This is a genomic window from Azohydromonas aeria, from assembly GCF_009760915.1.
Lineage (GTDB): Bacteria > Pseudomonadota > Gammaproteobacteria > Burkholderiales > Burkholderiaceae_C > Azohydromonas > Azohydromonas aeria.
This window is the reverse complement of record NZ_VIDQ01000002.1, coordinates 179,717-193,892: the sequence shown is the minus strand read 5'-3', so window position 1 is coordinate 193,892 and position 14,176 is coordinate 179,717. Positions and strand designations below refer to the sequence as shown.

Annotated in this window: 13 protein-coding genes; 8 read left to right on the top strand and 5 right to left on the bottom strand. The window is 67.5% G+C overall.

Annotated elements, in window-relative coordinates:
• Nucleotides 1-3: 3 nt before the first annotated feature.
• From FJ694_RS02675 to FJ694_RS02640, 8 genes are all read left to right on the top strand, one after another.
• Nucleotides 4-669, top strand: coding sequence for a glutathione S-transferase family protein (locus FJ694_RS02675; protein WP_157264096.1), 666 nt, complete (start codon nucleotides 4-6; stop codon nucleotides 667-669).
• 85 nt (nucleotides 670-754) lie between these two features.
• Entirely contained in the window at nucleotides 755-1,504 is a 750-nt protein-coding gene (locus tag FJ694_RS02670) for an electron transfer flavoprotein subunit beta/FixA family protein (RefSeq protein WP_157264095.1), read from the top strand.
• Nucleotide 1,505: 1 nt separating this feature from the next.
• Nucleotides 1,506-2,450: an electron transfer flavoprotein subunit alpha/FixB family protein gene (locus tag FJ694_RS02665; RefSeq protein ID WP_157264094.1), complete on the top strand. Its 945-nt coding sequence runs from the start codon at nucleotides 1,506-1,508 to the stop codon at nucleotides 2,448-2,450.
• A gap of 204 nt (nucleotides 2,451-2,654) precedes the next feature.
• Nucleotides 2,655-4,295: an electron transfer flavoprotein-ubiquinone oxidoreductase gene (locus FJ694_RS02660; RefSeq protein ID WP_157264271.1), complete on the top strand. Its 1,641-nt coding sequence runs from the start codon at nucleotides 2,655-2,657 to the stop codon at nucleotides 4,293-4,295.
• Between the two features lie 65 nt (nucleotides 4,296-4,360).
• Complete coding sequence (gene bioF / locus FJ694_RS02655; protein WP_157264093.1) at nucleotides 4,361-5,569, top strand: 8-amino-7-oxononanoate synthase; 1,209 nt, start codon at nucleotides 4,361-4,363, stop codon at nucleotides 5,567-5,569.
• A complete protein-coding gene (gene bioD / locus FJ694_RS02650; protein ID WP_198320697.1) occupies nucleotides 5,566-6,297 on the top strand; it encodes a dethiobiotin synthase in 732 nt (243 codons plus the stop codon). Before bioF ends, bioD begins: the two co-directional genes overlap by 4 nt.
• Nucleotides 6,298-6,331: 34 nt before the next feature.
• Nucleotides 6,332-7,384, top strand: a complete 1,053-nt coding sequence (gene bioB, locus FJ694_RS02645) for a biotin synthase BioB (RefSeq protein ID WP_157264092.1) — start codon at nucleotides 6,332-6,334, stop codon at nucleotides 7,382-7,384.
• A complete protein-coding gene (locus tag FJ694_RS02640) occupies nucleotides 7,381-8,613 on the top strand; it encodes a cytochrome P450 (RefSeq protein WP_157264091.1) in 1,233 nt (410 codons plus the stop codon). Before bioB ends, FJ694_RS02640 begins: the two co-directional genes overlap by 4 nt.
• 840 nt (nucleotides 8,614-9,453) lie before the next feature.
• On the opposite strand, the gene FJ694_RS02635 is transcribed toward FJ694_RS02640, so the two are convergent.
• Genes FJ694_RS02635 through mhpD form a run of 5 tightly spaced genes read right to left on the bottom strand, consistent with a single transcriptional unit; the run spans nucleotide 9,454 to nucleotide 14,176 of the window.
• The gene (locus FJ694_RS02635; RefSeq protein WP_157264090.1) at nucleotides 9,454-10,317 is read right to left on the bottom strand and encodes an alpha/beta fold hydrolase; all 864 of its coding nucleotides are present in this window, start codon (nucleotides 10,315-10,317) and stop codon (nucleotides 9,454-9,456) included.
• A 34-nt stretch (nucleotides 10,318-10,351) separates the two neighbouring features.
• On the bottom strand, nucleotides 10,352-11,395 hold the full coding sequence (dmpG, locus tag FJ694_RS02630) for a 4-hydroxy-2-oxovalerate aldolase (protein WP_157264089.1): 1,044 nt from the start codon (nucleotides 11,393-11,395) through the stop codon (nucleotides 10,352-10,354).
• A 16-nt stretch (nucleotides 11,396-11,411) separates the two neighbouring features.
• The gene (locus tag FJ694_RS02625) at nucleotides 11,412-12,356 is read right to left on the bottom strand and encodes an acetaldehyde dehydrogenase (acetylating) (protein WP_157264088.1); all 945 of its coding nucleotides are present in this window, start codon (nucleotides 12,354-12,356) and stop codon (nucleotides 11,412-11,414) included.
• A gap of 11 nt (nucleotides 12,357-12,367) precedes the next feature.
• A complete protein-coding gene (locus FJ694_RS02620) occupies nucleotides 12,368-13,351 on the bottom strand; it encodes a Bug family tripartite tricarboxylate transporter substrate binding protein (RefSeq protein WP_232539868.1) in 984 nt (327 codons plus the stop codon).
• A gap of 36 nt (nucleotides 13,352-13,387) precedes the next feature.
• Nucleotides 13,388-14,176, bottom strand: coding sequence for a 2-keto-4-pentenoate hydratase (mhpD, locus tag FJ694_RS02615; RefSeq protein WP_157264087.1), 789 nt, complete (start codon nucleotides 14,174-14,176; stop codon nucleotides 13,388-13,390).

The window sequence follows — 14,176 nt, the reverse complement described above, 5'->3', positions numbered from 1 at the left end:
GCCATGATCACGCTGCACCACTGCGTCAGCGCGCGGTCCTTCAGGCCGCTGTGGATGCTGGAGGAGCTGGGCCTAGCCTATGAGCTGCGGATGCTGCCGTTCCCGCCGCGTGTAAAGGAGAGGGCGTACCTGGAGGTCAACCCCCTGGGCACCGTGCCGGCATTGTTCGATGACGCCGTGCGGATGACCGAGTCAGCGGCCATCTGCCAGTACCTGGCGGCGAAATACTCGCCCGGCGTCATGGACGTGGCGGTGGACGAGCCGGATTTCGGTGCCTATCTCAACTTCCTGCATTTCGGCGAGGCCACGCTGACCTTCCCTCAGACGCTGGTGCTGCGCTACCGGCATTTCGAGCCGGCCGAGCGGTGCCAGCCGCAGGTGGCCGACGACTACGCGAAGTGGTTCCTGGCGCGGCTGCGCACGCTGGAGCCACGCCTGTCGGTGCAGGCGACCCTGTGCGCGGGGCGCTTCACGGCGGCGGACGTGTCGGTGGGCTACGCATTGCTGCTGGCACAGCACCTGGGGCTGAGCAACGCCTTCACGCCTGCGGTGCAAGCGTACTGGCACGGGCTGCAGGCCCGCGAAGGCTACCGGCGTGCCCTGCATGCGCAGCAGGCGGCCGCTGTGGCGCAAGGCGTACCGACCCTTCCTGCACCCGATACCCGTTAAAGCTGCGGGGCAGCAACGCTCTCCGGCCGCGAGGCCGGAGAGCGGCGCTCTGCCCAGCTTCCAACACTTTTCAAGGAGACAAGCAATGAAGCTTCTGGTACCCGTGAAGCGGGTGGTGGACTACAACGTGAAGGTCCGGGTGAAGTCCGACGGCTCCGGGATGGACCTTGCCGGCGTGAAGATGAGCATGAACCCCTTCGACGAGATCGCCGTCGAAGAGGCGGTCCGGCTCAAGGAAAAGGGCGTCGCCACGGAGATCATCGCCGTGTCCTGCGGCGTGGCGCAGTGCCAGGAAACGCTGCGCACCGCGCTGGCGATTGGCGCCGACCGCGCCATCCTGGTCGAGACCGACGCCGAGCTGCAGCCGCTGGCCGTGGCCAAGCTCCTCAAGGCGCTGGTGGACCGGGAGCAGCCGGGCCTGGTGATCCTGGGCAAGCAGGCGATTGACGACGACTGCAACCAGGTCGGCCAGATGCTCGCCGCGCTTACCGACATGCCGCAGGCGACCTTCGCCTCCAAGGTCGAAGTGGCCGACGGCAAGGCGCAGGTGACGCGCGAGGTGGACGGCGGCCTGGAGACGATCTCCGTGGCGCTGCCGGCGGTCGTGACGACCGACCTGCGCCTGAACGAGCCGCGCTACGTCACGCTGCCCAACATCATGAAGGCCAAGAAGAAGCCGCTGGAGAACGTCAAGCCGGCGGACCTGGGCGTGGACGTGGCGCCGCGCATCAAGACGCTCAACGTCAGCGAGCCGCCCAAGCGCGGCGCCGGCGTGAAGGTGCCCGACGTGGCGACCCTCGTGGACAAGCTCAAGAACGAAGCCAAGGTGATCTGACATGACCGCACTCGTCATCGCCGAACACGACAACGCGAGCCTGAAGGCCGCGACCCTGAACACCGTCACCGCCGCGCTGGCTTGCAGCGGCGAAGTGCACGTGCTGGTGGCCGGCGAGAACGCCGCCGCCGTGGCGCAGGCCGCCAGCCAGATCGCTGGTGTCGCCAAGGTGCTGCACGCCGACTCGCCCACCCTCGGCGCGCAGCTGGCCGAGAACGTCGCCGCGCAGGTGCTGGCCGTCGCTGGTGCCTACAGCCACATCCTGTTCCCCTCGACTGCCGCCGGCCGCAACGCCGCCCCGCGCGTGGCCGCCAAGCTCGACGTGGCGCAGCTCAGCGACATCACCAAGGTCCAGGGCGCCGACACCTTCGAGCGCCCGATCTACGCCGGCAATGCCCTGGCCGTCGTGCAGAGCAGCGACCCGGTGAAGGTCATCACCGTGCGCACCACGGGCTTCGACGCCGCAGCCGCCACCGGCGGCAGCGCGGCGGTGGAGCCCATCGCCGCGGTGGCTGACAGCGGCAAGAGCGCCTTCGTCGGCCGCGAGCTGACCAAGAGCGACCGCCCCGAGCTGACGGCGGCCAAGATCATCGTGTCGGGCGGCCGCGCGCTGGGCTCGGCCGATAAGTTCACCGAGGTGCTCACGCCGCTGGCGGATAAATTGGGTGCGGCCCTTGGTGCATCCCGTGCCGCGGTGGATGCCGGTTACGCCCCCAACGACTGGCAGGTCGGCCAGACCGGCAAGATCGTGGCGCCCACGCTCTACATCGCCTGCGGCATCTCGGGCGCGATCCAGCACCTGGCGGGCATGAAGGACTCCAAGGTGATCGTGGCGATCAACAAGGACCCGGAAGCGCCCATCTTCTCGGTGGCTGACTACAGCCTGGAGGCCGACGTGTTCGAGGCCGTGCCTGAGCTGGTCCGCTCGCTCTCGCGGGCGCATTGACCACAAGGAACGGGTGCCAGACATCGACGCAGTCGATGTCTGATAGCAAATATTTGAGTTTTACACGGGCTATGCCAGCAATCAGACTGGCTCCAACGCAGTCAGCCGCTCGGGCTGCTCAACCCTGGAAACACTGGAATCCCCGTGAAGCTCTCTGCCCAACAGTCCCAAGCCCTGCTGGACAAGTATGGTCCGCGCGACTCGATGGAGTACGACGTGGTCGTCGTGGGCGCCGGCCCGGCGGGCCTGGCCACCGCGATCCGGTTGAAGCAGCTTGCCGCTGAGCGCAACGAGGAGATCGCGGTGTGCGTGCTGGAGAAGGGCTCGGAGCCCGGCGCGCACATCCTCTCGGGCGCCATCATGGACCCGCGTGCGCTCACGGAACTGCTGCCCGGCTGGCGCGAGCAGGGCGCGCCACTTACGCAGGCCGTCACGCGCGACGAGTTCCTGTTCCTGAGCGCCCACGGTGTCAAACGCACGCCCGAAGCGCTGCTGCCAGACTGTTTCAAGAACCACGGCAACTACATCGTCAGCCTCGGCAACGTCGTTCGGTGGATGAGCGGCCAAGCCGAAGCGCTGGGTGTCGAGGTCTTTTCTGGATTCGCCGCGGCCGAGGTCCTGTATGGCCCGGATGGCGCGGTGCATGGCGTGGTCACGGGCGACATGGGGCTGGGCAAGGACGGCGAGCCCACCGACAACTTCCAACTTGGCATGGAGCTGCGCGCCAGGTACACGGTCTTCGCCGAGGGCTCGCGCGGCCACCTGGGCAAGCAGCTGATCGAGAAGTTCGGCCTTGACGAGGGCAGGGATCCGCAAAGCTATGGCATCGGCCTCAAGGAGGTGTGGGAGATCGAGCCGCAGCGCCACCGCCCCGGCTTGACCATGCACACCGCCGGCTGGCCGCTCGACCCGGACACCTATGGCGGCTCGTTCGTCTACCACGCCGAGGACAACAAGGTCTACGTCGGCTTCGTGGTGGGACTCGACTACAAGAATCCGTGGCTGTCGCCCTTCGAGGAATTCCAGCGCTTCAAAACCCATCCGGTGATCCGGCAGGTTTTGGAAGGTGGCCGGCGCTTGAGCTACGGCGCGCGTGCGATCACCGCGGGCGGGCTGCTGTCGCTGCCCAAGACCGTGTTCCCCGGAGGTGCACTGGTGGGCTGCGACGCCGGCTATCTCAACGTCAGCCGCATCAAGGGCAGCCACGCCGCGATCAAGACCGGCATGCTGGCAGCCGAGGCCGCTTTCGAAGCGCTGGTTCAGCGGCGCGAGCATGACGAGCTGACGGCCTATCCGCAGGCCTTCGAGGCGAGCTGGCTGCTCGCCGAGCTGCGCCAGGCGCAGAACTTCAAGCAGTGGTTCAAGAAGGGCCGCGGCACGGCCACGCTCATGACAGGCATCGAGCAGTGGCTGCTGCCGCGGCTGGGCATGAGGAAGGCGCCGTGGACGCTGCACCGCAGGGCGGCGGATCACACGAACCTGTTGGCAGCCCGCCAGTGCGCGAAGATCGACTACCCCAAGCCCGACGGCAAGCTGAGCTTTGACCGGCTCTCCTCGGTGTTCCTGAGCAACACCAACCACGAGGAGAACCAGCCGGCACACCTCACGCTCAAGGATGCGTCGGCGCCGCTGCGCGTCAACCTGAGCGAGTTTGCCGGCCCCGAAAGCCGCTACTGCCCGGCCGGCGTGTACGAGTACGTGGCTGCCGACGGCGGCGGTGAGCGGCTGCAGATCAACGCCCAGAACTGCCTGCACTGCAAGACCTGCGACATAAAGGATCCGGCGCAGAACATCGTCTGGGTCGCCCCGGAAGGCGGCGGCGGACCCAACTACGTGGGCATGTGAGGCTCTTGCCCATTGGCCCACCGCGACACGGATCTTCACCAGGTTCGGGACTGACGGATTGACCCATGCTGATCGAGCACATCGACCGCCAACTGCTTGAGCTCGACGCCGCGGCGCTGCGCCGGCGTCTGCGCGTGGCCGAGTCGCCCTGCGCGCCGCTGCAATCCTTCGAGGACGAGCAGGGTGGCGAGCCACTGCTGGCCTTCTGCAGCAACGACTACCTGGGCCTGGCGCACCACCCCACGCTGATCGAGGCCATGGCCGAGGGCGCGCGGCGCTGGGGCACCGGCAGCGGCGCATCGCATCTGGTCAACGGCCACATGCGGCCGCATGCTCAGGTCGAGGCCTTGCTCGCACGCTGGTTCGAACCCCACATTCCGCATGCGCGAGCACTCCTGATGTGCAGTGGCTACATGGCCAACCTGGCGTTGACGACAGCCCTGGGTGACGGCAGCGCCACGCTGTTTTGCGACAAGCTTAACCATGCCTCGCTCATCGACGGCGCGCGGCTTGCGCAGGCCCAGGTGCAGCGTTACGCCCACGGCCGGCTGGACGTGCTGGAGCGCCAGCTGCAGTCCTGCACTACGCCGGTCAAGCTGATCGTCACCGACGCCGTGTTCAGCATGGACGGCGATGTGGCGGACCTGCCCACGCTGCTGGCGCTGGCCGAGCAGTACGACGCCTGGATCGTGCTCGACGATGCTCACGGCCTGGGCGTGCTGGGCGAGCAGGGCCACGGCACCCTGGAGCATTTCAGGCTGCGCAGCAAGCGCTTCATCGTCATGGGCACGCTGGGCAAGGCTGCGGGCGTTTCCGGTGCCTTCGTGGCTGCGCACCCGGCCATCATCGAGTGGCTGGTGCAGCGCGCACGGCCCTACATCTACACCACGGCCATGCCGCCAGCATTGGCGCACACGGTGCTGGTCAGCTTGCGGTTAATTGAAAGCGAAGAAGGGCGCACGCGCCGGGCTCAGCTGCAAGGACTGGTGGAGCAACTGCGCACGGGATTGCGGGCCCTGACGGGCATTCAATCCTCCTGGGTGCTGGGCGAAAGCTTCACCGCCATCCAGCCCTTGATCGTCGGAGACAACGCCATCGCGTTGAAGCTGTCCGCGGCACTGCGCCATTGCGGCCTGTACGTGCCGGCCATGCGCCCGCCCACGGTGCCGGTGGGCACGGCGCGGCTGCGCATCACGCTCAGCGCCGCGCACACGCCGGTTCAGGTCCAGCGCCTGCTGGATGCACTGGCGCAGGCCTCCAAGGCGGCGCAATGAACGCCCTGGTGGAGAGCGGCCTGCGCGGCTGCTTCGTTACCGGCACCGATACGGGCGTCGGCAAGTCCCATGTCAGTGCCGGGCTGTTGCACTGGCTGGGCCAGCGCGGCCAGCGCGCCGTGGGCTACAAGCCGGTGGCCTCCGGTCTCGACATGACTGCTGATGGCCGTCTCTACAACGAGGACGTCGAGCGCCTGCGCAATGCAGGGAACGTTCCACTGCCGGCCACGCTGATCGGACCCTTCCAGTTCAAGGAGGCCTGCGCGCCGCACATCGCCGCGGAGCTCGAACGCCGTGTCATCAACCGTGCGGCGTTGCTGCGCGGCGCCCAGAAGCTGTCGTGGCGCGCGGACTTCGTCGTGGTCGAGGGCGCGGGCGGGCTGGTCATTCCCTTGGGCATGGAGTGGGACAGCACGCAGCTGATGAGCGCCCTGGGCCTGCCGGTGGTGCTGGTCGTGGGCATGCGCCTGGGCTGCCTCAACCACGCACTGCTCACCGCCGAAGGCGTGCTGGCCCGAGGACTGCGGCTGGCGGGCTGGGTCGGCAACGTCATCGACCCCAGCATGCCGCACCTGCAGCGCAACGTCGAGACGCTGCACCATGAGCTCGCCCGCCGGCATCAGACGCCCTGCCTGGGCGTGGTGCCGCACCTGGCAGAGCCCGATGCCGCTGCGGTGGCCAGCTACCTCGACAACGAGTCGCTCCAGAGCCTCTTCGACTGCAAGTGATCGCACCCCTAATCCCATCAGGAGCAGTACCGCCATGAGCACTGTCGTCGCCACCGTCCCTGTTTCTTCCCTGCGCCGCAGCGCTGCCATCGAGCCCAAGGCCAGCCGCTGGTCCGTGGCCGAGGTGCAGGCGCTCTATGAGCTGCCGTTCATGGACCTGCTGTTCCGCGCCCAGCAGGTGCACCGCGCGCATTTCGATGCGAGCGAGGTGCAGCTCTCCACGCTGCTGTCCATCAAGACCGGCGGCTGCGCCGAGGACTGCGGCTACTGCCCGCAGTCGGCGCACTTCGACACCGGCGTCGAGGCCAGCAAGATCATGTCGATCTCCGAGGTGCTGGGCGCCGCGCAGGCCGCCAAGGAGCAGGGAGCGACGCGCTTTTGCATGGGTGCCGCCTGGCGCAGCCCCAAGGAGCGCGACATGGAGCGCGTGACGGAGATGGTGCGCGAGGTGCGCGGCCTGGGCCTGGAGACCTGCATGACGCTGGGCATGCTCGACCAGGAGCAGGCGGCGCAGCTGAAAGAGGCGGGCCTCGACTACTACAACCACAACCTCGACACCGCGCCGGACCACTACGGCAACGTCATCCACACCCGCACCTACCAGGACCGCCTGGACACGCTGCACCACGTGCGCGACGCCGGCATCAACGTCTGCTGCGGCGGCATCGTCGGCATGGGCGAGACGCGGGCGCAGCGCGCCGGGCTGATCGCGCAGCTGGCGAATCTCGACCCGTTCCCGGAGTCGGTGCCCATCAACAACCTGGTGCCGGTGCCCGGGACGCCGCTGGCCGACAGCGAGCCGATCGACCCGTTCGAGTTCGTGCGCACGATTGCCGTGGCGCGCATCACGATGCCGACGACCATGGTGCGCCTCTCGGCCGGGCGCGAGCAGATGGACGACGCGCTGCAGGCGCTGTGCTTCATGGCCGGCGCCAATTCGATCTTCTACGGCGACCGGCTGCTGACCACGACCAACCCGCAGGCCGAGAAGGACCGCCGCCTCTTCGAGCGGCTGCAACTGCGCCCGCAGGGCCAGCGCCCGGAGCTGCAGGCGCACCTGGACGTGTCGGGCGCGGTCGCCAAATGAACGCTGTCCTGACGCCGCCGCGGGCGTCGGTGGCCCCGTTCGTCGATCTGGAGTTCCTGCAGGACCCGTATCCGGCCTACCACGCCTTGCGCGAGGCCGGGCCGATCCACTGGAGCGAGGAATTCTTCGGCGGCGCCTGGCTGCTGACGCGCCATGCCGACGTGGAGGCCGCGCTGCGCGACCCGCGCCTCTCCGCCCGGCGCACCGGCGGCTGGGTGATGCGCGCGGCCGAGCCGGATGCGCGCGCCGAGCTCACGCCGATGCAGCGGCTGTTCACGCGTTGTCTGCCGTTCCTGGACGCGCCGGACCACACGCGGCTGCGCAAGGTGCTGCAGCCCGCGTTCCGGCCGGACCGCATTCAGGCCTTGAAACCCGTGACGCAGGCGCTCATCGACGAGCTGCTGGACGAGGCGGGAAGCCACTTCGACTTCATGCAGGCGATCGCGCGCCCGCTGCCGGCGCGCGTGATCGCCAAGCTGATGGACGTGGACGCGTCGGTGTACGGCGACTTCACGGCCTGGAGCGAGGACATCGCAGCCTTCCTGGGCTCGGTGAGCCCGACGCAGGCTGAAGTGCGCGCCGCGCAGCGCAGCGTGGTGGCGCTGGCCGGCTACTTCGAGCGCGAGCTGCTGCCGCGGCGCCGGCGCGAACCGGGCGAAGACCTGGTGAGCCTGCTGCTGTCGGCCCAGGCCGACGGCAGCGTCGAGGACGGCGCGGAGCTGCTGGCGCAGTGCGCGATGCTGCTGTTTGCCGGCTACGAGACGACACGCCACCTGCTGGGCAACGCGGTGCATGCGCTGCTGTCCGAGCGCGAGCAGTGGGAGCGGCTGCAGGCCGAGCCCGACCTGATCCCGAATGCCGTGCGCGAGCTCCTGCGCCATGACACGCCGGTGCAGTGGAGCGGGCGGCGGGCAACGGCCGATTTCGCCCTGTGCGGCCAGCGCGTGCGCCGGGGCGAGCTGGTGCTGGCGCTGCTTGGCTCCGCCAACCGTGACCCAGCACGGCACAAGAACCCGGAGCGGCTGGACGTGACACGGGACAACCCGGGGGCGCTGTCCTTCGGCACCGGGCCGCACGTGTGCTTGGGCGCGTCACTGACGCAGCTCGAAACCCAGACAGTGCTGGCAACGCTGCTGCGCCGCCGACCGCGATTGCAATTGCAAGGCATAGCGCAACGAACTCGCACTCCGATGTACCGTGGTTTTTTTGCTTTTCCAGTGGGTGGCTAAGCAATTCGGCAATGCTTTTCGCACAACGAGGTGACGCAAATGCGATTGCGTGCAAAACAATAATAAATAATCCAGGCAATTTTTGAGAAAGCGCGACAAGCAAAGACTTATATCAACGTCGAAGCAAATACCGTTTGTTCAGCCGCACCGGCCTCTGCCTCTACCTGCGTTACGCCCGCGTGGAGGACGACAAGGGCGGCTAGAACAGCCACGCCACCACAACGCTGTTCGACATGTTCGGTCCGGGCAATGCACTACCGGGCAACGGCTCCCTACCAGGCTGGCCCTGCGAATGCGGCACGTGTTTTCAATCTTTCGGGCATGTTATGAGCAAATCGTGGTGGCCGGGACTACATGACATGCTGGCCACAGCATTGCTCATCAAGAACGCGCCTCATGGCCGAAGCTGCTTAAAGGCTCCTGTACTTACCGCGAGCTGGAGCACGCTTTTTATCCATGCTAACAAGACACAGCATCGACACGTATATTGATGATTCCGCGACTTATGCCGTATACATCACATTGTGTTTGGCATGCAAGAGCTCAACCGCTTTTTTAGAGACGCGCCGAGCGAATTCTGGTCCCCATAAAAAAACCAACTATTTGCTAAATTTCACACCGGTGTCGGTATCGTTGACACCGGTGTGAAGGAGCCTTTTTGGACTGCACGTGGTAGGCCAAGGCTGCCATCGAGTACCGACGGACTCGATCAGTGCTGACGGGGCCTACGGTCTATCCGGGCTGCCCCCGGTTTTCCTGACACTGGGCTGAAGACCTTGGCGCGACTCCAAGCAACACCGCCCGGCGGGCCGGATGGCAACGGCTTTCGGCGCAGCGCTTTCACTGCCCCAGGAAGTCCAGCACCATGCGGTTGAACTTGTCTGCATGCTCCCACTGCGCCCAGTGGCCGCAGCGGCTGAAGACGTGCAACTCAGCGTTCTGCAGCCCCGCCATGAGGCGCAGGCCCACGTCCAGGGGCACGAAGCGGTCGTCGCGGCCCCAGATCACCAGTGCCGGCGCCTTGATCTCGCCAAGCCGGTGACCCACATCGGGGAATTGCTTCGGATTCGCCTCGGCGCTCTTGACGAAGTTCTCCAGATGTTCGCGGCGCGTGAGCATGTTGTCCAGCCGTGCCTGGAACAGCGCCTCGGTCAAGCTGCTCGTGTCGTACACGAATACGCTCATCATGCGCTTCAGGTTCTCGATGGTGGGCTGGCGGTACAGCGCACCGATGAGCTTGATGCCCTCGGTGGGCATGGGCACGAAGGAGCTCACACCACCGGTGCCGCCGCCCATGAGGATGAGCTTGCCTACCCGCTCGGGATTGGCCAGGGCAAAGGCCACGGCGCTGTGGCCGCCCATAGAGTTGCCGATGAGGTGGGCCTTCTCAAGGCCGATGGCATCCATCAGCCCCTTGAGGGCGCGCGCGTTGAGCTCGGAACGCGAACCGATGCACACGATCGGATCGCTCTTGCTCCAGCCGGGGCAGTCCATGAGGATGACGCGGTAGCCGGCCGCGACCAGCGGCTCGACATTGCGGTTGAAGTTAGCCCAGCCGCTTGCGCCGGGGCCCGAGCCGTGCAGCATGACGACCGTATCGTCGCCGCTGCCGCAGTCGTTGTAGTGGAGCTGCAACTCCAGGTCGCTTTCGCGGATGCGGACGAAGCGGCTGGTGGCGGCTTCGCTCAAGGTGGTAGTGCTCATGGCATGTCTTTCGAGGCGTGGATGGTGGAGTTGATTAGGCGGCTTCTGCGGCGATGCGGCTGGCTTCCCGGGCCTTGATCAGGTCCAGAGCCACGTCCACGATCATGTCCTCCTGCCCGCCGACCATGCGTCGCCGGCCCAGCTCGACCAGGATGTCCACGGCGCTGAGGCCGTACTTCATGGCCGCGGCCTCGGAGTGGCGCAGGAAGCTGGAGTACACGCCCGCGTAGCCCAGCGCCAGCGTCTCGCGGTCCACGCGCACCGGGCGGTCCTGCAGCGGGCGCACGATGTCGTCGGCCGCGTCCATCAGCCGCATCAGGTCGGTGCCGTGGTTCCAGCCCAGGCGCTCGGCGGCGGCGATGAACACCTCCAGCGGCGCGTTGCCCGCACCCGCGCCCATGCCGGCCAGGCTGGCGTCGATGCGGTCGCACCCTTCCTCCACCGCGACGATGGAGTTGGCCACGCCCAGGCTGAGGTTGTGGTGGGCGTGCATCCCGGTCTGGGTTTCAGGTTTGAGCACGTCCTTGAAGGCGCGAAAGCGCTCGCGCACGTCCTGCATGCCCAAGGCGCCGCCCGAGTCCACCACGTAGCAGCACGTCGCGCCGTAGCTCTCCATCAGCCTGGCCTGTTCAGCGAGCTTCTGCGGCGTGGTCATGTGGCTCATCATCAGGAAGCCTACGGCCTCCATGCCCAGGTGGCGCGCGTACTCGATGTGCTGCTTCGAGATGTCGGCCTCGGTGCAGTGCGTCGCGACCCGCACGACGCGCGCGCCGGCCTCATAGGCTGCCTTGAGATCGTGCACGGTGCCGATGCCCGGCAGCAGCAGCGTGGCGATCTTCGCGTGCCTGACCACGCTGGCCACCGCCTCGATCCATTCCAGGTCGGTGTGCGCGCCGAAGCCGTAGTTGAAGCTGCCGCCCTGCAGGCCGTCGCCGTGGGCGACCTCGATGGAATCGACCTTGGCATCGTCGAGCGCCTTGGCGATCTGCGCGGCCTGCGCCACGCTGTACTGGTGGCGGATGGCGTGGCTGCCGTCGCGCAGCGTCACGTCGGAGATGTAGAGCTTATTGCCGTTCATGGTGAGGTACTCCGTTTCAGGCCGTGAGCGGCTGCAGCAGCCGTGCGGCCATGCTTTCCGCGGTGCGCAGCGCGGCGCTGGTCATGATGTCGAGGTTGCCGGCGTAGGCGGGCAGGTAGTGCGCCGCGCCTTCGACCTCCAGGAACACGCTAGTCTTCAGGCCCGCGATGCGGCCCACGCCGGGAATGAGTAGCGGCTGGTCGATGCGGTCGAACTGCACCCGCTGCTTGAGGCGATAGCCGGGGACGTAGGCCTGCACGTCGGCGGCCATGCGCTCGACCGAGGCGGCTATTGCCTCCTCGTCGGCGAAGTCCGAGAGCGTGTAGACGGTGTCGCGCATCATCAGCGGCGGCTCGGCCGGGTTGAGCACGATGATGGCCTTGCCCTTGGCGGCGCCGCCCACGGCCTCGATGGCCTTGGAAGTGGTCTCGGTAAACTCGTCGATGTTGGCGCGCGTGCCCGGCCCCGCGCTCTTGCTGGAGATGGAGGCGACGATCTCGCCGTAGTGCACCCGGGCCACGCGGCTCACGGCCGCCACCATGGGAATGGTGGCCTGGCCGCCGCAGGTGACCATGTTGACGTTTTTCGCGTCCAGGTGGTGCGCGCCGTTGACCACGGGCACGCAGTAAGGACCGATGGCCGCGGGCGTGAGGTCCACCATGCGGATGCCCGGTTTCAGATGGCGCAGGAAAGCGTCGTTCTTCACGTGCGCGCCGGCCGAGGTGGCGTCGAAGACCATGTCGATGTCCGCGAACGCCGGCAGCCGGGTCAGCCCTTCGACGCCCTCGTGCGTGGTCGCCACGCCCAGGCGTGCCGCGCGCGCCAGGCCGTCCGATGCGGGATCGATACCCACCATCGCTGCGATCTCGACGTGCTTGCCGTGGCGCAGGATCTTGATCATCAGATCCGTGCCGATGTTGCCGCTGCCAATGATGGCGGCCTTGAGCTTGGTGCTGTTCATGGGTGGGTTCCTCAATCGACGGACGCGCCGCTCGTCTTGACCAGCGCGCTCCAGCGCGTGATCTCTTCCTTCATGAAGGTGCCGAAGGCCTCGGGGCTCATCGGCATGGGCTGCAGACCCTGGTCGGTGAAGCGCTTGACCACGTCCGGGCTGCGCAGCGCCTTGGCCAGCGACTCGTTGAGCCGGGCCACGGCCGGCGCCGGCGTGCCGGCCTTGACCACGGCGCCGAACCACACACTGGCGTCCACGCCGGTGGTGCCCAGCTCCTGCAGCGTGCGCACCTCGGGCAGCTGCGCCGCGCGCTTCGGTGCGGCGATGGCCAGGGCCTTGAGCTTGCCGCTCTGGATCAGCGGCGCGGTGGTGATGACGGGGTCGAACATCAGGTCCACCTGCCCGCCCATGAGGTCCTGCAGCGCCGGCGCCGAGCCCTTGTAGGCGACGTGATGGAAGTCGCCGCCGCCGCTGCGGCTGCGGTAGAGCTCGCCCAGCAGGTGACCGATGGAGCCCACGCCCTGCGAGGCGAAGTTCAGCCCGCCGTCCTTCTTCTTGCTGGCAGCCACCAGCTCGGCCACCGAGCTCACCGGGCTGCCCTTGGGCACGACCAGCACCAGCGGCGAGGAAATCAGCGCCGTGACGGGCTGGAAGTCCTTGACCGGGTCGTAGCTGAACTTGCGGTACAGCGTCGGGTTGACGGCGAACATCTCCGTGGCGGCGACGAAGACGGTGTGGCCGTCGGCCGGCTGCGTCTTGACGGTCTGGGCCGCGATCTGGCCGCCGGCACCGGGCTTGTTGTCCACGATCACGGTCTGGCGCAAATCTTCCTGCAGCTTGCCGGCCAGCACGCGTGCAATCTGGTCCGTGACGCCGCCGGGCGGGAAGGGCACGACCAGCGTGACGGATTTGCTCGGAAAATCCTGGGCGACAGCCGGGCCGGTGATGACGAGAGCGGCTGCGGCGGCCAGCGCACCCATGGTGAAGCGACGGAAGTGGTTCATGCGAATCCTTGTCGGGTCGGGTCTCTGTTGAACGGGTCAGGCCGCGCAGAAGCGGGCGCGCACGCTGCCCACGCCCTCGATGCGGGCCTCGAATCGGTCGCCTGGCTGCACCGCGACCATGGGGCCCAGTGCGCCGGTGAGCACCAGGTCGCCCGCGCGCAGCGGCTGGCCCAGCACGGCGAGCTTGCGTGCCAGCCAGACGGCGGCATTGAGGGGGTGGCCCAGGCAGGCCGCGCCGCTGCCGCTGGAGACCACCTCCTCGCTGCGCGTCATCGACATCGCGCTCAGCTTGAGGTCCAGGCCGTCGAGCTTCGTGGGCGCGCCGCCGAGCACCACCAGGCCACTGGAGGCGTTGTCGGCCACGGTGTCGGTGAAGCGGATGTTCCAGCGCGCGATGCGGCTGCCCACGATCTCGATGGCCGGCAGCACGTAGGCCGTCGCGTTGATGAGCTCCACCAGCGTGGTGTCGGCCGCGCTCAGGTCGCGAGAGAGCACCAGCGCCACCTCGGCTTCGACCTTGGGCTGCAGCGTGCGCGACAGCGGCACGGCTTCGTCGTCGCCGTAGAGCATGTCGGCGAAGAGCGTGCCGAAGTCGGGCTGGTCCACGCCCAGCTGCTGCTGCACGGCAGGCGAGGTCAGGCCGATCTTGCGGCCGACGATGCGCCGCCCTTGAGCCAGCGCATGCGCCACGTTGGCCTGCTGGATGGCGTAGGCCATGCGGCCCTCAGGGTCGGGACCGATCTCGTCGCGCAGCGCCTCGATGGGTTCGCGCTGCGCCTCGGCCTGACGCAGACGCTGCGCCCATTCATTGATGCGGGAATCCAT